The sequence below is a fragment of the Bacterioplanes sanyensis genome, assembly GCF_014652515.1.
Lineage (GTDB): Bacteria > Pseudomonadota > Gammaproteobacteria > Pseudomonadales > Oceanobacteraceae > Bacterioplanes > Bacterioplanes sanyensis.
Genome location: NZ_BMYY01000012.1, coordinates 90,478 through 112,899, shown reverse-complemented (window position 1 = coordinate 112,899; position 22,422 = coordinate 90,478). Strand labels below are relative to the sequence as shown.

Here is a 22,422-nt window from a genome sequence, read left to right as displayed (position 1 = left end):
CTTACTCCTGCCAAGCCCAACGGCGGTCATCTGCTGAACACCAAAACCCTGTTCCATTTTTTTGATACGCATTGCCGCTAAGGTAGCCACACACGGCTTCACCACTAACGTTAAACTCATTAAAGTTACCATCACGCGGGAAAGTCACATTAAGGTTGCTGCTACTCCCAGTACAAGCACTCATGCGTGGATCATTTGAGTCCTTAGAATCTCCAATAAACTCAAAGCAATAGTTATTGCCACCGGCCAAATAAGACTCTCGGTGAATTAAGCGCTGATTATCTGGGTTCCAGGTCCATTGGGTGTCACTGCGCGCACAATCCACCGTTTCACTGCCATTGGTTAAGCAAGCGCCATCACGATCCTGGCGTAATTTGCGCCATAGCGGCATTACGGTGAGCGGCACGTTTTTGGTGAACTCTTCGGTAATAGAACCGCCCAAACCGGTCACAGACAGCTCTAAGTTAAAGGTGGTCGGCGTAACCACAAAAGGAATCAGCACAGTGCCACTAAAGACGGTATTACTGCCATTGTTATAGCCAGCACTGCCTCTGCGATTGGTAAACAATGCATTACCATCGGTTTGCGTGTTAACGCCATCGAACCAGCTGTTCTCGGTCAAACGCCACTCGTATTGAATTTGATCAGGCTCGATGCCCGTGCCTGCTGGCACTTCAATTTCAAAATTAATGCGACGACGGTTGGGACTGTGGTTTTTATCCGTTACCAAATACGACGGAATGGTGGTAGCCGGCCCTGGCGGGAACTCGGTGGTATCTGCACCGTCGGTTAAGCGCACAATCAAATGATCTTCAAGCCTAGAGGCTTCTATGATTTTAATCCGGGTGTCGGTTGGCGAGCTTTTATTTGCTTCACTGACGGCCCCCAAACCAACAACACGCGCAGGCGCTGGGTTTAACAACTCGAACAGAATTTCGACATTATTATTGGCGTCAATGGTATTGCGGGTACGCAAGCTAATGGGCTGCACATCCGCACCGCCAGAGATAAAGTTTAAGGTACCCGTGGTTGCACTGATACTGCTATTACTAAAGTCGATGTAGTCATTAATGCTGCGCCCAATCGGCAGACCTTCAACGGCTACTTGATAGTCAACACTGAACTGCGTGGCACTGTTTAAACTGCGCTCAACGCGAATTTCAGTGTCAGCGCCTTCAGCAACGCTCGCTTGCTCGGCCAAGCTTGGGTCCAGCACCACTAATGCTGGGCTGGTGACGTCCACCAAGGTTATGTCGGTCTGCGTTTGACTGCCCAGCACCTCAGAGCCGGCTGGCTGCAATGCCAGCGTCAGCGTTTCATTTGTCTCCTGAATATTGTCATTGACCACATTCACGGTCAGCGTCTGAATTTCGTTACTGGCATCCGCCGGTGAGCTGGGTGTGACCTCAGGCCAGTTTAAGCTGGCAGCAAAAGAAGCATCGCTGGCGTCGGCATTGCTACTGTCATCTAGGACGATATTAATAGTGGCTGCTGGGGCATACACACCGGTATTGCTGCGTTGCACTGCTACTTCACAGGTCATTTCAGTGGGGTCGGGGCTCAGCTCAGAGGGCACGGTGGCGTCGGTGTTCGGCTCTTTGCAGCTGTAACTGTCGTCGGTAAAACTAAACTCACCGGGCGCCCAGTCGCGAATCGTTAGCGACGCACTGTCTTGGTCTGTTAATAGCGGTTCTTTGCCACTGTCGGCGCTTAACCCTGTTAAAACCAAGGTTAAAGTGCGATCGTTGTCGTTGCTGCTGCGATTAACAACTTGAATATCAACACACTGTGACTGCGGTAACGCTGCGCCCGCATTAAAGACAGCGCTGCCACTGCCAGCGTTCACCGTCAAACCGCTACCCAGCACTTGATAATCCACACCAGCCACCGCGCTGCCTTGCAGATTAAAGTTGACCGTGACATTGCCATCACTGCCGGAGCGCCGCCAGATGCACAGCTGTTGGGTGCTGGCATTATTTTCATATACAGGCTCGGTAATGGTCGTCTCAGCAGAGAAATTACCAAACGGGTTAGGGGTAACGTCGGCCAAGCGCAAACGCTGAGTCGCAGGTTCGGCCACTGCGGCATCGGCAGGTGTGAGGGCATTAACGGGCAGACGGAAGACCGCCGTCTCAGTGCCTTCACGCACGCCATCATCGTTGCTGGCCAGAGTCAGGGTCACGCTTTTGCTGCCGCGCTCTCCCGCCGCCCAGTTCACATTGACTTGGTTGGAGCCACTGTTATCAAAAGCCAGATCGGCGCTGTTGCTGGTCACATCGCTCACGCTGCCGATTGTTGCCGTGCCTTCAGCGGCGACAAAACTGATGGCGGCTTGCAATGGCGCCACACTGCCACGACGGCGCTCAACACTGAGAGTGACACTGCCGGCGTCTTCGTTCACCTCCTGCTGAACTTGGGTAAAGCTCACTTCGCCGGCAGGTGGTGGCGGTAACACATTTACACGCTCTGTCGCCGTTAAGGCACGGCGGAAAATCTGCAGGTCGTCGATCCAACCGACAAAAGACTCCGATGCCCCAGGCACATTGCCGACGTATAGGTTGCCATCGTTGGCCAAAGCCGAGCCGCTGTAGGCAGCTTGAGCGACTTCATTGCCATCAATAAATAAGCGAATACCGGCGTTGGTTTTTTCGTAAATAACGTTAATCCACTGACGGTCGAGCAATGGCTGTGGTGAATCCACCACTAAATTGCTATCAAAACTGCCGTTACCACTGCTATCGCGGCTGCTGTTGGTGTGCAGAACATGGCTGTTAGGGTACAAGAAAATACCCGGCTGCCTCTGCTGCGAGCCGTCATCACCTTTTTGCAAAACACCGCGCCAATTACCTGTGGTGTTTTGCTCAATGCTGATTCTAAAAGCCAAGGTATATGCATTGGCGGGAATGGGCAGGCCATTGCTGGGGTCGCTGGCCAAGCCTGGTACCACCATGACGTCGTTGCTGTTTAATACCAGTTTGCCCTGCTCAACTCGTGGCAGCGGCATGGTCGGCGTGTTAACGGCATTATGACCATTGCCGGTGACATCACGCCCTGGGTCGGCAGAATTATCAAAGGTATAACGGGCAATGGCCGGTGCTTTGACTTGCACGGTTAGGGTTTTTTCACCGCTGGCGGCTGTGGCCGTGCCAGCTGGAATGTCCGTCGCGGTGATGCGGAATACCAACACCGCATCCTGCTGCAACAAGGTCGGCGCGGTATAGTTAGCCGTCAAGGTGGCATTGGCGCCGTTTTTAACCAAGTTTTCACCGCTAATAACCACATCAGAATCTGCGACATTGGCAAAGCGGCTATCGGAAATCAGTGTCCAATTGGCGCTGGCAATGCCCTCGCCCTCTTCATCGCTTAACACAGCATGTAAGGTTTGCATGCTTTGCTCGGCCACCGTCAGTTGCGTGAGGCTGGTATCAATTAATGGTGGGAAATTCACCTCATCGCCGTTGAGCCACCAGTTGCCTTCTTCGATACGATCTTGGGCGTTAATCCACACCTGGTTAAAGTCGGCAATTTCCATTGCCAATTTAAGTTTGGCATTTTCAACGGCATTGCTTGGTGTGGCAAAGCGCCAGTCACTGCCCAGCGCCTGACAGGCGGTAAAGCCAGCGGTCCAAGATAATTGCGTGCCGCCCGATGCCGGCGCCAAGCGCCACTCATAGCCATCAGTACAGGCGTAACCACGCTCGGATACACTGGCCGCAGTGTACTGACAAGCATCCATTTGCCAGGTGCCGCCATTGGTGGCCAAGCGGTCGTAAAAACCACAATCACGATTTTCATCAAACAGTGAGGTGGCGGCCCAATCGCTGTAGACCTGATAACTGCGCCAGCTGCCCTCGGCTTCTTGATCACTGAAATTCAGCCACACATCACGACCAGCATTGCTGGCCGCCGCTTGCAAATTCATTTGGCTTTGACTGGCTGAAACACTGCCAAAGCCAGTCGGCACATAAAACTCACTGCCCGGGAACTCGCGCTGACACACGGCAAAACCACGCGACCAAATATCGGCGCTTTGGCTAACCTGCCAGTTAATGGTGCCGTTATCTAAGGTACGGCAAGCAAAGGCGTGCTGCTGGATATCACATTTTTGTGCGCGCCACTCACCACTTTGGTGGTCGAGTAAGGCACAATCACGGTTGCTGCCATTTGTTGGCTCTCCTGACTGCCACCAGGTATGGCGCTCGCGGTTAGCGATCCATTGTGACTCCAGTGCGGTGTCGGTCATATTCACCCACACTGGCCCTGTCATTTGCGCCTGTAATTGTTGCAATTCAAGTGGGCTGCGCGGCACTGCAAACAAGGCGCTTAACTCGTCATCGCAACGGGCAAAACCCTGTTGCCAGCTGTCATTGCCGTTATTGCTCAGCACCTGCCAATCGCCATCAAAGCACGCAAAGCCTAAAGGTGAGCCTGATAAATCGACACTGCCACAGTCGCTGTCGGTAATGGAGCCATCCATGTGCAATACCGAGCAATCGGCATTATTAAAATTGGCAAATTCCGGTTGCGCCCACCCAGTGGTATCAATGCGGTTATTAAACCAACGATTATTGCTGCTATTCACTTGAGCTAAATAGCGCAGATTTAACCAAGTGTTTTTCACCTGCGCCGAGGTAGCACGGATCGCCGCGTCCAAGGCGGACTCTTCTGCCGCCGTGACCGGCGCTGCAAAAAAGTATTCGCTGCCAAACTGTTGTTTACACAAGCGCTCGCCACGTTCATAAGACCAGTAATCTTCGCCTACTTGCGGCACTATCTGCACTTGGCCATTCACCAACTTGCCCTGGCTCACGGCAATGCGCCACCGGCTGCCGTTAAAGCAGGCATAATGTGCGGCATCTTGGCTGCAATTGGCTAACCGCCAGGGGTTATTGCCACTGGCGACACTGCTTTTATATGCGCAGCTTTGTGTGGGCTCTTGGCCTGGATAAGCCGGCGTTAACCAGTTACTAAACGGCAGGTTGCTGCGAAACTCGCCTTCGCTGCCACCGTCGGTCAGATTCAGCCAAACTTTATCAATATCCGCACCGCGCTTTTGTGCCGCCGTTAAACGGGCAAAATCCAGTTTGATGACTTCATCTGTGTTTTGTGGGCTAGCAAATACAAAATCGCTGCCGTATTCCACGAAGCAGGCGTGATGGCCTTCGGCGAAGCGACGAATAGTGTTTTCATTGGTGGTCACCTTCCAATCGCTGCCATCGGTACAAGCAAATGGATAAGTCGCACTGCCGATGCAACTGGCGTCTTGCCAGCGACCATCGCTGTCTTGATACACACAGTCTTCACCTGGGTTGCTGTCGGTTTCGCTGCCAGGGGCAACGCCACCGTTATCCGGCTGAGTCGCCGCCCACGCAGGAAATCCAGTCACTGGCGCGGCATTAATGACCCAGTTGTCTTCATCTTGCTGATCGGAAGCATTAATCCACACCGGGTTGCCACCTGCGGCGGTAATGGCAGCCGCCGCGGCAGTGTTGTCGTTCAGCGTTGCCGGTGCGGCAAAGCGCCAGCCGCTGCCCAAAGCTTCGCAGGCCTGGGTGCCATTGCGAAAATCGTCGAGCACACCATTGCCGGTAATCTGCCAATTGCTGTCATTGCGACATAAATACGCGCGCGCCACATCGGCGCACACTTCATCCGACCAATCACCGTTAGCTGCTAAAGTGGCACAGTTTTCTGCCGTGCCGCCATCTGGCTCGCCGCCCGACCAAATGGGTACGGTGACAGCGCTGTTATTCCACACCCAGCTGCCAGTTAAACGACTACCGTTAATCCAGTAGTCGCCGCCTAATCCAGCCATGCGAGCGTCGTACAGTAGTTTTTGTGCGTCTTCTAATGTGCGTGACGCCTTAAATAGATAGCCTTGGCCAAATTCACTTTCACACAGGGCTTGGCCGCTGGCGAAATCGCTCAGCGAAGTGGTCGTATTGGTGAAATACCATTGACTGCCCGAGGTGCAGGCCACGGGTTTGCTTAGGCTGCAATCGGCGGTGCTCCAGCGCCCATTGCTCGCCGATACCATCACGCAGTTATGATTGCCAGGCTGATTCACATCCCAAGCGTTGATTTGCTGGTTGAGCTTCCAAACTCCTTCGGTTTCAGCATCACGTGCATTGATAAATACTTGCGAGGTCGACATTTGCGCCTGCAACGCCGCTTGCTGACTCAAGGTGATTGGCGCAAAAAACTGATAGCGACCACCGTGCTGGCCTTCACATTCGGCGGACAAATCACTGACACTGGCAAAAGGCGCAGCAGTGGCGATTTGCCAACTGCCATTGGCGCCATCGAAAGCATCGAAGCAAGCAATCGGCAGCGAGCTGTTGCAACTTACATCTTGCCAACCGCCGGTACGAGTTTGCACCGCACAGTTTTCGCCATTGTCACCGTTAGGCTCGTTGCTATTCCAAAACGGTGCCAGCACATCCATATCCAGGTTGAAGACAAAGGTGTCTTCAAATTTAGAATCATTGCCGTTAATCCAAACATTTCCCGAGACGCCTTGCGCAACGGTTAATAACTCTTGAGATTGATCAAACGAGACAGGGGCAGCAAATACATAGTCGCCTGCTATGCCGTTATCGTTGATCACCGCTGCACAGGCAGCGTGCCCTCTGCTGACATCAAAAGTCTCAACGCCGCCACTTTGGTTATCATTTCCTAGGTCAGTGGCGTTGGGAGAAATTTTCCAATCACTGCCGTTATAGCAGGCCACCCGTTTGCTGTTTTGGCAGGGCGTATCATCCCATAAGCCAGCGCCACTACCGCTGGTATAGAGCTGTACACAATCTCCACTGTTATTGGGCTCTTTTTCATTAAAATAGGTATTAACAGCATTATTAGCTGCTTGCGCTTCGGTCAGATTGAGTGTCGGGTTTTCATTGGGATAGCGCGCCCAAGGGCCACCTTTAAAATCTGAATCGTCATCTAAAATGTCATACCAAACGCTAAAACTCAGATCACCACCCGCAGGCGTAGGCTCGCTGTAATCAGTATTCCACTGCCACGAGCCAGTGTCTTGTTGGTATTTTAAATTCAGCCAGACAGGTTCGCCCTGGGCCGTCACCAGACTGTTTACCGTGGCCAGCTCGGTGGCCGTTTCTGGCGCGGCAATGGCGTAGCTTTCGCCTAACTGGCGCACACAGGCAGGAATGGCGGTATTGCTAAACTGATGCGTGCTGTTAGATAGCACCCAGTTATTACCGTCGCTGCACAAGGTGCGTGCGCGGCTATCACAGTCGGCGGTTTGCCACAGCCCATCACTGGCACGGGCAACCACGCATTGACCAACACTGGTATCCGGTTGACCGCTGGCCCAAGGAATGGCTCCAGGCCCCTGCCAGTCAGCAGTGGCATGTAACGACAGCCCAAACAATGATAAAAACAATAAAATCTGACGCATCATGTTGCCCAATTTTCCCTACTGCAACGGTTGCACCCGCAGATAACTGCCGGGCTGCAAACTGAAGTTATTCACCACCAAACGACCCGTCTGGCCTTGATAGTTGGCACCGGTACCGGCTTGAATGCTATTGATGCTGGCATCCATACTGGCGTCGACGATGCCGATGTGCAGACCTTTTTCAGTTTGATCGACGGTTTGTGCTAATGACACATTTTGCATTACCACCTCAGCGGTTAACGCCGGCGCACTGTCATTAAAAGGATCATCAATGGGTGAATCTTTAATGGTTAGATCAAAGCTGGTTTTACCCGCCAGAGTGGTATCCAAGCGCAGGCCCTGACTGCCCTGACCGCCCAAAGTGTAAAGACCGACCTCAAGAGCACCGCCATTAAAATTCAGATTTTCGATACCGTAGGCGCCCATGCTGACCGACTCATTATTACCATCGCCGTCGCTTAACGTGAGACCACCCACCACAAAATCGACATCGCTGACTTCATCGATCACGCCTTCTAAACCCGTGGCATAACCGTTGTTGATAAAGTCGAGCTGATATTGAATCTCGCCATTGGTATTAATGGCCGCATTGCGAAAGTTCACCCGCTGATCGCCGGTGCGATAAAACGCCGTACCCACCGTAATATTGCTGGCCACTTCGCCACGAATGCCCTCGCGCCCTGATTCATCGTTAGCGCGCAACGTCATATAGCCACTGACGACATCAATATCGCCATAGCCGATGTCACCAAAGTCGTTAGCGCCGAACAAATTATCGCCATTGCCATCACGCAACGTGATGTTGTTCACTTCGAAGCTGCCCTGAGTTTCGCCAAATTCCAATTTAACGCCGTCTAAATCACCGCTTAAAAACAGCTCGCTGATAAAAGCCGTATTGCCAGTGGCGGGTTTAAACACCACGTCTGAGGTAAAGGTGACACCATCTTCTACAAAGGCAAACCCTAAGCCACTGCCATCTTCCATTACCGTGCGATAGCGCACCCGAGCACCGTCGGCTTCGTTGAGTACCGTCGTTTCTAAAAAGCTATTGCCAGCAAAGTTCCAATCATTGATCGACATGGATTCAAACAATGCGCGACCGCCCAAAACGACTTTACCTGTTTGCACGGTTAAATAATCCATACCACTGGTACGAATAATTAAATTACCCTCCGCCGACACATCCAGTGTGGTGACAAACTGATCACCAATACGACCGCCACTGCCGTCATCTTGGGTGGCTCGCACCAAAATATTCTCTACCGCTAAATATTCGTCTTGGCCGTCGCCCGCGCGATCGGCCTCGGTAAAGCGAAACTCAGAGGCGGTTAATACATTGCCTTGGGCTTCATTGATCTGGGTTTCAATGGTTAACCCAGCCTGGCCAGTTACCGCAGATAGCGAGTTTTCTGACAGTGTCTGCAAGGCCAATGCTGGGCTTGAAGTGAAGGGCAATAACACAGCGAAAACTGAGCACAGCGACGTTTGCTTCATATCAGTGGCCCTCGATCTGCAGGAAGGTATTGCGCGACAAATTAATTTGCGCATCTAACGTGCCTAGCCCCACGGTGGTACCGCTGCCCACCTGATCGCTGCGTTGCAGCGTCATATTGCTCATGCTGAGCTGGCCGCGAATGCCATCGCTGCTGGTGTTAGTATCAAAATCCAGCACTAAGCCGCGCTCACCGTCGACGTTCATACGCAAGCCCTGCACATCCAGGTTACTGAGCAGTTCAATATCAGCGCTGAATTCATGGGTTTCTGCGTTGGGGTAGTTATCGCCAACGGCGCCAGCGATGTACACCAGTTGCAGTGCCGTCCCTTGCGGTAAGCGGCTGTCCATTTCAATGCCGTATTCGCCCGCATTTTCAGCGTTTTTTAACAGCCAATAGCCGCCGCTCGGAATATTAATATTGCGAAACGCTAAGGAATTTAAAACGTCTGCACCCAAGCGAGCGTTATAAATATTGAAGTTGCCATCATTGACTTCAGGCATACCGATGCGCAAGCCATCGGTTTCTAAATCGAAGGTCATGTTACGAAATTGCAGACCACCGCCATTGGCGTCACGCGGGTCTGAAAAACTCAGGGTATTGGTGAGTCGAGCACCGTCGTCTTCGTAGTAAGCATCCAGGCTCATGGAGGCCGGAATCAGCACATCTAAAGTAAAACCACTGCCTACCTCACCACCGGCATACATGCGAGTAATGAGGGCATCGCCGCTGCCTATCGAAAAGTTGCCCTGCCCCATGCCACCCAAAGATTCACCATTAATGGCCACCGAGCCTACGCGCAGCTCCACCGGTAAATCGCGATTGGTAAACACCACGGCTTTTTTGCCATTGACTTGCTTGACTTCGATGTCAATTTCGATGGGACGATTGGTGGGCGTAAACAAGCGTACCGGCGCTAAGGTGACGGCACCGACGCTACCGTCATTGCCAACACCGTCATCATCGATGTAGCTAATGCTATCAATACGGGCATCGTACTCACTGGTCAGACGCAACCCCTGAGCCTGTCCGGTAACGGCAGCAAGCTGCTGATCCGCCATCGGTTGCAGTGCCAGAGTTGGCAGCGCCAGGCACGAACCCAGCAAGCTGCTGAGAAGACGTGATGGCATGGTGAAATCCCTGATTATTGTTGTTATTTTTGCTGATACGCCCGTGCAACATATCAGAAGCCGTACACCAGTTCTACTTTTGCAGTCGTCGTCGACATGACTCAAAACGGGCCAAAATGGCCGAATTTGTGCTAGCAACCCCGCCCAAGGTATAAAAATCAACGCCTCAACAACATGTAAAGATCAGAACAAATGCCCTCGAACAGTTACAGAATGTTACGATAGTCACACACCAGCAACGCTGGTAAAAACACCAATCCACCCACTCGGGAGCCAATATGACCCGCTCTTCACTCTGGCTAAGCGTTCTGCTCTGCGCCACACTCTGCGCCTGCGGCGGCGACTCCGGTTCGTCAAGCTCAGACGCCCCTGAGCCACCTAGCCAAGACGAGCAAGACCAAGACAACCAAGACCAAGACAACCAAGACCAAGGCGATCAAAGCCCGAGCGAGCCTGAGCCAGATGAGCCAAGCCCTGAAGAACCAGACAACCCAGACGATCAGGCCAACTGCGATTTGCCCGAGCTGCCAAGCATTGCAAATTCAGAGGTGCTAGCCGAGCTGGGGCAACCCGCGAGTTATGATCTCAGCAGCTATACCGAGCGTGGCGGTAACTCGGTGGCCGGTGTATGGCTGGCGGTGCATCGCGTTGATGCCATTACTGACCTGGGCCAGCGCGGCCGCGAAGTAACTCAGGTATGGCACAGCAGCACGCTGCAAGTGCGCGAACAGAACGGCGGTTATCAAATTGCCAACTGTGGGCTAGACGGAGGCTGGCAAGATTGGCCCACTCAGCAAACGGAGTTTGATTTGCCGCTATTTGTCGGCGCTGGCCAGCATCCGCAATTTCGACAAGCCAGCATCAGCCAACTCGAAGGCATCAGTCTGCCCCCGCTCAGTGCAGACGAGGGCCCGCAGCGCCGGCCCGTGAACTTTATCAACCAGCAAACGCGCATGATTCGCTTAGGTGATGTTTTACCGAGCCTAGGCCAGGTAGAGCAGCAAATTAATCAGCTCAACCTCAATCAGCCAGTGCAGTGCTTTACCCGTCGGCTGGAGCGCAGCTACAGCCAAGGCTGCGGTCAGCAAGCCGAGCTTCAACTGCATTCGCTGTCGCTGGTTGCCAGTGGCGAACAAGGCTCTGCCACCCTGTCTGCCAGCGTGGCTGACAGCGGTTATATTGTTGTCAACACCGTGACTCAAGGAACAAACAGCCGCAACGGTTTAACGGCCAGCCAGCCTGACATCACAGCTCCAAGCATTACTCCGTTAAATGCCAGCGCTGCAACGCATTATCAGGGCACCAATTTGAACGATGGCAAAAGCAGCGTCAGCCTGACCCTCAATATCGATGTGCCACTATAAAAAAGCCCAGTCAGATGACTGGCTTTTTCAGGGCCAACACAGTCGCAACGGCTTAACGGCCAGTCAGCCAGACATCACGGCTCCAAGCATTACTCCGTTAAATGCCAGCGCTGCGACACACCATCAGTGCACCAATTTTGACGATGGCTAAAGCAGCGTCAGCCTGACCCTCAATATCGATGTAGCACTATAAAAAAGCCCGGTCTGGAGGCCGGGCTTTGGTATTGATTTACGCTGCAGCTCGCCAATCAGCCCTGCGATAACAGCTCACGCAAATCCAAAATGGCGGCATTGGCGCGCGAAATGTACGACGCCATTACCAAAGAATGGTTGGCAAACATGCCAAAGCCACTGCCATTTAACACCACCGGCGACCACAGTGGCTCTTGTGTGGCTTCCAGCTCACGAATGATCTGGCGCAAGCTCACCAGAGCGTTTTTCTTTTCTAAGATGTCGTGAAAATCCACTTCAATGGCACGCAAAATATGCGCCAGCGCCCAAGCGGTGCCGCGAGCTTCGTAAAACACGTCGTCGATTTCGGTCCACGGCGTTTTAATTTCTTCATCGTCTGGCGTCGGCGTTGACTGCGCTGCAGCACTGTCACCGGCCAAGTTAGTATTCAGCTGACGCTTGCCCGTTGAGGCACTTAAACGCTGTGACAAACTGCCCAAGCGGGTTTCGACATCCAGCAACCATTGGCGCAGGTTATCGGCGCGGGCATAAAACTGCGCATCACCGGCTTCTTTATCTGCCAACCGCTCTAAATAGCGCTCCAGCGCATTGAGGCCACGCTGGTATTCACCTTCAGATGAGGGAATCGCCCAGCTTTTGGCATCAAAGTGCAGTTGCGGCTCGGCAATGGCCAAATCTTTATCTTCCGTCGATTGGCTTTGCGAGCGGCTAAAGTCTTTGCGCAAAGCGCGGGAGAAATCCCGAACCTGCACCAGCACGCCATATTCCCAACGCGGGATGTTATCCAGCCACAGCCCAGGTGGCAGTAAATCGTTATTTAAATAGCCACCCGGCTTGTGCAGCAAAGTATCGGTAATTTTCATCAGCGTGGCCGTGGTGGTAAAGCCCACCACCGGCTCTACGCCCAGCTCATCGGCTTTTTCCTGCGCAATGCCTTTGACAGAAAAGGAGTCTGGCTCTTGGCTCCAGTAAATGCCGATGACCAAAGCAGCCAACAAATACACCACCAACACGGTGATCAGGCCACCGCGCAGCAGGCCGCCATCGCTCCACCAGTCGCGCAAGCGCTCTTTGTTGTCTGCTATTCGATCTTTTAATCCGCTCATAGCTGTTTGCTTCCTAACTCGTTATCACTATGTCGCCAAGCCTACTGGCCTGGCGCGATAGCGACAAGTGCTATCGCTGCCGCCAGAAGCCAAGCGAAATTGATATACTGGCGACTTTGCACTGTATTAGACGCTTCTATGGCACTGTCACACCAGCAACTGACCCATCGCTACCAGCGCATTCTGGAGTCTATGTCGGAAGGAGTTTATGGCCTGGATGCCCAAGGCCATGCCACCTTTGTTAACCCAGCAGCCGAGCGCCTCACTGGCTGGATGCAAAGTGAAATTCAAGGCCAAACCATTCACCAGTTTCATCATCACAGCTATGCCGATGGTAGCCACTACCCTCATAGCGACTGTCCTATTTATCAAACGTTGATCAGCGGTCAGGCAGCTCACTGTGATCACGAGGTGTTCTGGCGCAAAGATGGCAGCTGCTTTGCGGTTGAATACTCCAGCACTGCCATTATTGAAAATGGCGACATTACCGGTGCCGTGGTGGTGTTTAAAGACATTACCGAGCGTCTAGAGCAACAGCGCTCATTAAAAGCCGCGCTACGCGAAGTGCAACAATTAAAGCAGCACCTGCAGTTTGAAAACCGCTACCTGCAAGAAGAATTGCAACAACAGCGCCAAGGCACCGAGCTGCTGGGTCAAAGCGAGCCCATGCGCCTGCTTGACGAAGCCATTCGCCAAGTCGCCCCAACGCCCAGTTGCGTATTGATTCAAGGCGAAAGTGGTACCGGCAAAGAACTGGTGGCCGAAGCCGTGCATCGTTTAAGCCATCGCCATCAACGCACCTTGGTAAAGGTCAACTGCGGCGCCCTCAGCGACACCTTGCTAGAAAGTGAATTATTTGGGCATGAGCGCGGCGCCTTTACCGGCGCCCATCAACGCCGAGCCGGACGTTTTGAACAAGCCGATGGCGGCACCCTGTTTCTCGACGAAGTGGCCGAGCTTTCCCCCGCCGCCCAAGTGAAGCTATTGCGCGCTCTGCAAAATGGCGAGATACAACGCCTAGGCAGTGAAAACACATTAAAAGTCGACGTGCGAGTAATGGCCGCCACCCACCGTGACCTCAGCGCTATGGTGCGCGATGGCCTGTTTCGCGCCGACCTCTACTTCCGTCTCAATGTCTTTCCGCTACAAGTGCCGCCCTTGCGTGAACGCCGTAGCGATATTCCGCTTTTAATACAGCATTATTTACAGCGCTTATCCAAACGCTTAAATAAACCCATGCCCACCTTACCGCCTAAGCAACTGCAGCAATTAATGCAATACCACTGGCCGGGCAATGTGCGCGAGCTGGTAAATGTGCTGGAGCACGCCCTTATTCTTGGCCACAGCGAACTGCGCTTGCCGGCTTTAAACAGTGATATTCAACCGGTAAGCAGCGGCAGCCGACCGCTATCAATGGCTGCTGCCGAACGCCAGCATATTTTGCAAGCGCTGGATTATTGCCAAGGCGTGGTGGGCGGCAAACAGGGTGCAGCAGCGTTATTGGAGTTGCCGGAATCGACGTTAAGGTCGCGGATGAAGAAGTTGGGGATACGGTAGAGAAGCGTCTGCAATAGCCAGTGTCAGAGCTTGGCTCTGACCACTGTTTTCACGTTTTCTTTTTCGCTAAGCCCAGTGCCCTCCTTGCGGTTATTCTTTATGCTGGGTGGGCGAACGACAGTACACATCGAGGTAGCTTTTGCTAGGCATTCGCTTCCGTAGCTGGGGTCAGAGCTTAAGCTCTGACCCCGTATCTGTTTTTTCCGCTAAGCCCTATGCCCTATGCCCTCCTTGAGGTTACTCCTCACGCCGGGCAGGCGAGCTCCCTGCTTTGCGCTGCGCAGTCCGTTATCCCTGAGTTGCCAATGCTGTGGTCGCCGCAACGCCAACAGCCTGCATCCCGGCAGGATGTTGGCTGGCGCTGCCGTCTGGGCAGCCCCTGCGGGCACAGCCATTGCCAACTCAGGCGGCCTGCTAAGGCGCGGAAAATCTAGGCGCAAGAGCGAGTTGAAAAGTTAGAGCGACTGTCACGACGGCGCTGTAGCTAAACAGCCGACGTATTCTGTCGCCCAGCAGCCTTGCCAGTAGGCAAGCCCAGTGATAGCTTAACATCAATAATATCAGCAGCTTGAAACCTAAAGGCACGAGCTGCGAGGCCAGCCGCTAAAGGGATAGTAAGAATGCACGTTTTTCCAGGAGGAAATGTGAAAAAAAGGAAGATATCCAGTTGCAAATCAATAGGTTGGCAGAGATAGCTCAGATGGTTCTAGCTGGAAAAACAGGCACGCACACTATTAAACTGTTAGAGAAGGAGTTCTCAGTAGCCATGTAGACCTCACGACGAAAGCCACTGAATAATGCAGTACGAATTGAATGTTTGATTACGTCAGCCAGCCAACAAAAGGGATATAAGTGATGGGGGATACAGTCCAAGTTCAGGATTTAACCGTGAAAGGGGAGTCAGTCGAACGTGTCTACGGAAACCATTCAGGAGATAGATACTTGGTTAACCGAAGATACCAGAGGAAGCTTATCTGGACCCTCTCCGAAAAGGTCAGCTTCATCGACTCGATAATCAGAGGGTACCCTATTCCAATAATATTACTCGCAGAGAACAAGAGAGCAGAGGGAAACACGTTTGAAATAATAGACGGAATGCAAAGATTGAATGCAATCACGTCTTTCATAGAGAATGACTTCCCCGTTAACGGGGCGTATTTTGATCTCAATACGATGGCTGTTACTAAGGCTCTGCTCGACTCGGGTGGGCTCAAACAAAAGACGCCGACCCTCCCGCGAAGCGACTGCGTTGAAATAGCCAAGTACGACCTTCCGCTGTCGATATATGAATTCAGCGATACGAATAGCGTGGATGAGGTTTTCAGAAGAATTAACTCTGGCGGTAAAAAACTATCAAGACAGGAGCTAAGGGCGGCCGGATCGACCGGTCATTTTGGAGAGGCAGTCCGTAAGATATCCGCAAAAGTCCGGGGCGACGACTCGTATTCGGACATCCTACTTCTAGACCGGATGAAACGTATTAGCATAACCAACCGAGACCTAGACTACGGGATTGCGGCAGACGAGGTATTCTGGGTTTCGCAAGGGATACTAACAAAAGATCAGCTAAGACAAAGTCGGGACGAAGAACTTGTTGCCGACATGCTGGCGTTTATGGTGTCAGAGGATCCCCCTTCCTCACGGACCGAGTTCCTTGATGACTTCTTCGGCTTGGGGGAGGATGATGCGTCGATCAGCCGGCACACTCAAATAGAGACTGCTGTGCAAAAACGTGGAACCGACTTGGTTGTGAGCGACTTTCAACGGACTTTAGACCAGCTGCGTCTATTGTTGTCCGCTGCTGGGACAAGTTTTGGGGGGCTTTTATTCAAGGAGAAACCTGCACGAGCACCAAGGTATTTTCAGGCGGTCTTTCTGGCGTTCCACAAGCTAGTCGTGAAGGAAGGGCTAGAACTAAAGGACCCGTCGAAGCTCGCAGATGTATTGTCCGATAGCGCGCGGCGGATCCCTGTCCCAGAAGGTGGGCGATGGGGGGGCGAGGATCGCCAGAATACGGTGAACTCTGTTGCGGGTATGTGCAAAGACAGTTTTGGGCATATAGCACACGCCGATCCTGCACATGTGCACTGGATAACGCAGTTGCAAAACATCCTTACCCAATCCTATACCGAACAGAGCGCGTACGACTTCAAGCAAGGGTTCTTTAGACTCGACGGTGAAGGCCACTTTGATGAACCCAGCTTTGAAAAGATTCTTCAGACATGTGTGGCTATTGCTAACCAAAAAAAGGGCGCCAAGGGGTATGTGCTCGTAGGTGTCGCGGAGAATGAGGCTACGGCAGGACGGGTCAAGGAGATGTTTTCCGTTGCCCCTAGAGTATATGAAAGCTTCTACATTACCGGTGTCGACCATGAGGCTCAGGCTCTTGGGAAGAGTATGGACCAATTATTTCAGCTCATCGTAGATAAGGTAAGGCATTCCAAGCTTTCAGATGACTTGAAGGATTTCCTTTCGAGAAACATAAAGCCGGTGCGCTACTACGATAAAACAATTTTCGTTTTTGAGGTCGCAGGCCAGGAAGACCCTAGTAGCTACGGCGATCAGTACTTCGTCCGACGGGGAGCGCAGTTGGATGAGGTTCCTGTCAGCGAGCTTCCCAAGCTGATAAGGCGCTACATTGCGTAACATGGGCGGGTAGTACGATCCATAGATCCCTCTAACAAGCGGCACCAGTCCGACAGCTGGTACTACACGCCTTTTGTGTTACTCGCTGCCGCTCAAACAATAACACAAAAGCCGCTCCATACCAGCTGCGGCTGTGCCGAGCGTTAGTTTTAACTGGTTAGGTGTATTGTGGGTAGAGTCGGAAAAAAGTTAAAAATGAAACGGCTCAAGATATCATTGAGTTCTTTCATGTCACAGAAGGTTAAAAAAGTGGGAAAAAATAGGAAAGTTTCATACTACTTCCCTCATTTGTTCGTTGATGGAGAAGTGAAATTACCAGTTGGCTCTTTAACACCTTTTAAAGAACAATCTGAAGAGTTAAAAATTCGGCACTCTGAATTTTGTGGGGGGAGTGTTTTTGCAGTAAATGGTAAGCTTGAGGTAGATGAGTTTGATCAAGAAACGGATTGGCTTGTTCAAAAAATAACCGAACTGATGAAGTTTTCATATTTTGCAAAGAGTGTACCTCAGAGTATGGACATCAATGGATTTGTTTCATTAGAAACCTTTGATATGTTTCGTTTAATTGAGAATAATGTTGACAAGTCGTTTGAACACAAAATTGTAATTTCAAATGGCATGAGTGATTTTTCACATAGTGCAGATAAAGTTCTTCTATCAAGAAAAAATCAAGCTGTTAATTCAATTTGTGTACATGAAGAAGACTTTGGTTTCGACATTGTTGGTACACATGACATCTTAGAGTCCAAGAGTGATCTGTATTCAGTTATTCATTTATATAATAAGGTTTGGGAGCAACAATCTTTATTCAATAGCTTTCTTGATAAGCCTATTTTAGCGAAGACGACATTTGAGGTTCTTTATAAGTTAAATGGTGGAAATAAAAAGAATTTAAAAACATTTGCTTTTGATTTTGTGGAAATGATCTATAAATTTGTTGATGACCATAAAGATGATGAAGTGATTTCAAAGATTCTTAAGGTTATTAAACCTTATAATAGTGCTATAATTAGTAATATCAATTACTCCCTTAATAACCTAAAGATTACTAGAGATTCCCTAGTTCACGATGGTGCGCAGAATTTTGACACTTCTCCTATAAAATTCTATATGGTTTGGTTCCCAGTATATTGGTCTTTGACGATAAATAGAGAGTCTTTAACTCGTAAACACGCAATAAGATTTCTTTGTTTCCTATGCTTATGCAAGCATTTACCTTCGACATGGAATAAGATAGATATTGGCGATAACCCTCCTTTTCAACCCAAGCATTCGCATTTGGCAACTTACATTATGAAGAGCAATATATTAGCAAGAGACATGTCGGAAGAAGATCGCAGCTTATATATCAAAGTTCTTGAAAATTGGCTCAAAGAAAACTAACAAAGCATTTAAGAGTGATTCGCAACGCTTGGCAGTTTCGCTTCGCTCAAGTATAGCCAAGCGCTGCTCACACCTTAATGCGGCGTTATGCCCTTTCAGGTCGGGAAACCTAGTATGGAATTGAGCACTCCGGCAGCTATGCCATTTACGCGGGAAACAGCGCTCAAAATGCTGAAGTGGGGTACAGAGCCAGCGACATCTCCTTACTCCCACAAGCAGGGACACAAACGAGACACCCATCCCAACTCCCAGACCAACTCGCTAAACTCTCGGTATCGCGCCCAGGTTTTCCGCGCCTTAGCAGGCCGCCTGAGTGGGCAATGGCTGTGCCCGCAGGGGCTGCCCGGACGGCAGCACCAGCCAACATCCTGCCGGGATGCAGGCTGTTGGCGTTGCGGCGACCACAGCATTGGTAACTCAGGAATCACGGCCTGTGCAGCGCAAAGCAGGGAGTTCGCCCGCCCGGCGTGAGGGATAAGATCCCTCAAGGAGGGCATAGGGCTTAGCGTTTAAAAAAATCTGCGCTGTTTTGCGGGGTCAGAGCTTAAGCTCTGACCCCAGCTACGAGAGCAAATGCCTAGCGACAACTACCTCGATGTGCGCTTTCAGTCGGTCGCCAGCCCGGCGTGAGGGATAACCTCAAGGAGGGCATAGGGCTTAGCGTTTAAAAAAATCTGCGCTGTTTTGCGGGGTCAGAGCTTAAGCTCTGACCCCAGCTACGAAAGCGAATGCTTAGCAACAACGGCCTCGATATCCCCCTTTCAGTCACCCACCCAGCGCGAAGGATAACCTCATAGAGGCATGGCGCTTAAGTCGCCATCGGCGTCGTTATTGATAAAATAGTGGTTATAAGACCTTCTTATTACTGTCGAGCCTGCCATTCATCTCGGCTTCATATAATGGCTTATTCATGCCGGCAGTTCTGGTAGAATCCGCGCCCAGCCAAAAGGCCCCAATCTGTTGGGGTAATTCCTTATCGTATTTCCTGGGAGCATATGCATGAGCGTCCTCATGAGCGTGGTCGGCATCCTCGTTTTGCTGGCAGCGGCCTTTGCGCTGTCTGAGCATAAAAAGTCCATCAGTAAGAGGGTCGTATTCGGTGCTCTTGGTATTCAGATTGTCTTTGGTGCCTTGGTGCTGTTTGTGCCAGCTGGCCAGACGGCGCTGAATCTGGTGACGTCGGCGGTGGCCAATGTTATCTCTTACGCCAATGAGGGCATCGGCTTTATGTTCGGTGGCCTGGTGAGCGGCAAGATGTTTGAAGTCTTCCCTAATGGCGGTTTTGTTTTTGCCTTTAAGGTGCTGCCGATTGTGGTGTTCTTCTCCGCCTTGGTGGCGGTGCTGTATTACTTTGGCATCATGCAGGCCGTCATTCGTGTGTTGGGTGGCGGTTTGCGCAAGCTGCTGGGCACCAGCCCGACAGAGTCATTATCGGCCACCGCCAATATCTTTGTTAGCCAAACCGAAGCGCCTTTAGTGGTGCGCCCTTACATTAAGAATATGACCCGCTCTGAGCTGTTCGCCATTATGGTCGGTGGCTTGGCGTCGATTGCAGGCTCAGTGATGGCCGGTTACGCCGCTATGGGCGTGGAGCTGAAGTACTTGATTGCTGCCAGCTTTATGGCGGCACCGGGTGGCTTGTTAATGGCCAAAATTATTATCCCTGAAACCGAGCAGCCTAAAAACATCGAAGACGCCGAGGAGCTGGCTGAGATTGAGCAGCCGGCCAATGCCATCGATGCCGCAGCCACCGGTGCCAGCAATGGCCTGAAGTTGGCGGTCAATATCGGCGCCATGCTGATTGCCTTTATCAGTTTGATTGCCTTGCTGAACGGCGCCGTGGGCGGCATTGGTGGCTGGTTTGGTTACCCAGATATCACCATTCAAGCCATGCTGGGCTATGTGTTTGCACCTGTCGCTTGGCTGATTGGTGTGCCGTCTGCCGACATCAATGCCGTGGGCTCGTTGATTGGACAAAAACTGATTCTTAACGAGTTTGTCGCCTACAGTGAATTTATGCAGGTGAGAGAGTCGATGCAGCCGATCTCGCAAGCCATCAGCACCTTCGCGCTGTGCGGCTTTGCCAACTTTGCGTCGATCGCGGTATTGCTGGGTGGCTTAGGTGTGATCGCGCCATCACGGAGAAAAGAGATTGCCAGCCTGGGCCTGAAAGCTGTGGCCGCCGGTACTTTGGCTAACCTGATGAGCGCCACCATCGCTGGCTTGTTTATCAGTCTTTCCCTGTAATCATTGGTAGTTAACGTAAGAAGTACGACATGACAGCAACCACTCAACGCCCTTTATTGGTAGGCATTGCTGGCGCTTCGGCGTCCGGCAAAAGCCTGCTGGCTAAAACCATCAAGCAACGTCTGCCAATTGAGCACATTCAGGTTATTTCTGAAGACAGCTACTACTTTGATCAGTCTCATCTGACCATGGAAGAGCGCGAAAATACCAATTATGACCATCCCAATTCGATGGAGCATGATTTGCTGCAGCAGCATTTGGAGCAGTTAAAGCAGGGCAACAGCGTGAATGCGCCTTGTTACGACTTCACCATTCATACCCGCAAACCAGAGACGGTGGTGATCAACCCAACGCCGATCATCATCATCGAAGGCATCATGCTGTTCTCCCATAAGAATCTGCGCGATACCTTTGATTTAAAGCTGTTTGTCGATACACCGCTGGATATTTGCCTGCTGCGTCGCATTAAGCGCGATACCGTTGAGCGTGGCCGTAGTCTGGAATCTGTGATCGAGCAATACAAAAAGACCGTGCGCCCGGGTTACGTCAGCTTTATTCAGCCAACTAAAGAATATGCCGATGTGATTATTCCCAAGGGCGGTAAAAATACCGTGGCCATTGATTTGGTCGAGACCAAGTTAAAAGCCATGTGTTAAGCGGCTACTTTGCCATGGCCGTGAGCAGCGCTATTTTTGCGCTTGCGGCCGTTGCTTTGATTGCTTTGTCGGGTGCTTTAGTTAGCGTCCCTAACTTATGATTCCGACCTTCCTCCTTTGTAAGGCTAAAGCTGTGTAGGGCATCCGCCATGAAAATTATACTGAGTTTGTTGGCTGGTTGCGTTGCTGGTTACGCCGCAGGGGTTGCTCACTATCATTTATACGCTCTTGATGCTGCGGAAAGTATTTCGCTGGCACATTTATCAACAAGTGCTAGCGTATTCAATCACCTAGCATCAGGCATGATGGAAGGTGATTATCAAATGGTGTGCCGTCTTACCCTAGAGGTAATCGATATTGACTTGGAGGCCTGGGGCGAAAGGGATCATAAGGAGTATTTTGGTAGTATGACGGCTCAGTATGACGAACTCGCTCTACAGCAGGAAAAGCTACGCCAGTACCTCCAGCGAGGTGGTGCTCACTGCCGTAGTAGCAATTCTGACTCCAGCTCTTGACGGTAGTGGTCTTGCCTGGGTTTTAACCCTCTATAAGGCCTTGTCTCTTGAGTTCAGAAGTGATCGCACCAGTAGAACGTGCGTGAATTTCTGCTAGTGCTTTGGTGTCTTTCCCTGATGAAAACTGGTTTGCCAAATCAGCCCGCTGCTCGTCGGTCCAAGGTAACCCTGCGTTTTTGGGCAAGCCATTTTCGATGTTTTCTGCTTGTTTCTGCTCCAGCGTCTTTTTCAACTTAGGAGCATTCTTAGGTGGGTTTTTTACCAGATCGAGCATAGTGAACAATGCCCTAATGACATCAGGGTGGTTGTATGGAGACTCACTTGGAAGAAGTTCCCCAGTAACTGGGTTAATACCATTTGCTAAAGCTTCAACTATTTTCAAATGTGTATCCATGGCTTTAAAACTACCTTTTTAATATGAGCACATAAAAGTTTTTTAATATGTACGCCTGTTTTCCAGATAGAACCAATCGAGAGATTCACCCTACGCTATTGATGTATCGCTGGATACTTTTTCGCACATTTCCTCCTACAAAACGTGCTTACCTACTGTCCATGAGTCAAATGACCTGAAGGTCTAGGCGCTCAAATTTTAACCGATCATTTATCGCTAAAGTTATCACCCGGCGGGAAAACAGGTAAAACGGCTGAAAAGTCGCTCCAGCTTTTTATCACTCTAGGAAGTATTCCAATCATACGAACAGTATCCCTTCACA

General features: G+C 51.3%; 12 protein-coding genes. 7 read left to right on the top strand and 5 right to left on the bottom strand.

What is annotated here, in order from left to right; translation table 11 throughout:
• Window position 1: 1 nt before the first annotated feature.
• From IE090_RS15030 to IE090_RS15020, 3 genes are read right to left on the bottom strand one after another with little or no spacing between them, the layout of a single operon-like run.
• On the bottom strand, window positions 2–7,420 hold the full coding sequence (locus IE090_RS15030; RefSeq protein WP_189389571.1) for a lectin-like protein: 7,419 nt from the start codon (window positions 7,418–7,420) through the stop codon (window positions 2–4).
• A gap of 15 nt (window positions 7,421–7,435) precedes the next feature.
• Window positions 7,436–8,911, bottom strand: a complete 1,476-nt coding sequence (locus IE090_RS15025; protein WP_189389569.1) for a DUF6160 family protein — start codon at window positions 8,909–8,911, stop codon at window positions 7,436–7,438.
• A 1-nt stretch (window position 8,912) separates the two neighbouring features.
• Window positions 8,913–10,040: a DUF6160 family protein gene (locus IE090_RS15020; protein WP_189389567.1), complete on the bottom strand. Its 1,128-nt coding sequence runs from the start codon at window positions 10,038–10,040 to the stop codon at window positions 8,913–8,915.
• A 278-nt stretch (window positions 10,041–10,318) separates the two neighbouring features.
• Between IE090_RS15020 and IE090_RS15015 the strand changes: the two genes are divergently transcribed.
• Window positions 10,319–11,404: a hypothetical protein gene (locus IE090_RS15015; protein WP_189389565.1), complete on the top strand. Its 1,086-nt coding sequence runs from the start codon at window positions 10,319–10,321 to the stop codon at window positions 11,402–11,404.
• Window positions 11,405–11,652: 248 nt separating this feature from the next.
• Here the strand turns inward: IE090_RS15015 and IE090_RS15010 are convergent, their stop codons facing one another.
• Window positions 11,653–12,702, bottom strand: coding sequence for a DUF2333 family protein (locus tag IE090_RS15010; RefSeq protein WP_189389563.1), 1,050 nt, complete (start codon window positions 12,700–12,702; stop codon window positions 11,653–11,655).
• 138 nt (window positions 12,703–12,840) lie between these two features.
• Here IE090_RS15010 and IE090_RS15005 point away from each other — a divergent pair, with 138 nt between their 5' ends.
• From IE090_RS15005 to IE090_RS14980, 6 genes are all read left to right on the top strand, one after another.
• Entirely contained in the window at window positions 12,841–14,259 is a 1,419-nt protein-coding gene (locus IE090_RS15005) for a sigma-54 interaction domain-containing protein (RefSeq protein WP_189389562.1), read from the top strand.
• 855 nt (window positions 14,260–15,114) lie between these two features.
• Complete coding sequence (locus tag IE090_RS15000; protein ID WP_189389561.1) at window positions 15,115–16,905, top strand: DUF262 domain-containing protein; 1,791 nt, start codon at window positions 15,115–15,117, stop codon at window positions 16,903–16,905.
• A 228-nt stretch (window positions 16,906–17,133) separates the two neighbouring features.
• Complete coding sequence (locus tag IE090_RS14995) at window positions 17,134–18,288, top strand: hypothetical protein (RefSeq protein WP_189389560.1); 1,155 nt, start codon at window positions 17,134–17,136, stop codon at window positions 18,286–18,288.
• A 999-nt stretch (window positions 18,289–19,287) separates the two neighbouring features.
• Entirely contained in the window at window positions 19,288–20,535 is a 1,248-nt protein-coding gene (locus IE090_RS14990; protein WP_189389559.1) for a NupC/NupG family nucleoside CNT transporter, read from the top strand.
• Window positions 20,536–20,564: 29 nt separating this feature from the next.
• Complete coding sequence (gene udk, locus IE090_RS14985) at window positions 20,565–21,191, top strand: uridine kinase (RefSeq protein WP_189389558.1); 627 nt, start codon at window positions 20,565–20,567, stop codon at window positions 21,189–21,191.
• Between the two features lie 149 nt (window positions 21,192–21,340).
• On the top strand, window positions 21,341–21,706 hold the full coding sequence (locus tag IE090_RS14980) for a hypothetical protein (RefSeq protein ID WP_189389557.1): 366 nt from the start codon (window positions 21,341–21,343) through the stop codon (window positions 21,704–21,706).
• 22 nt (window positions 21,707–21,728) lie between these two features.
• On the opposite strand, the gene IE090_RS14975 is transcribed toward IE090_RS14980, so the two are convergent.
• Window positions 21,729–22,100, bottom strand: coding sequence for a hypothetical protein (locus IE090_RS14975; protein WP_189389556.1), 372 nt, complete (start codon window positions 22,098–22,100; stop codon window positions 21,729–21,731).
• Window positions 22,101–22,422 lie beyond the last annotated feature (322 nt).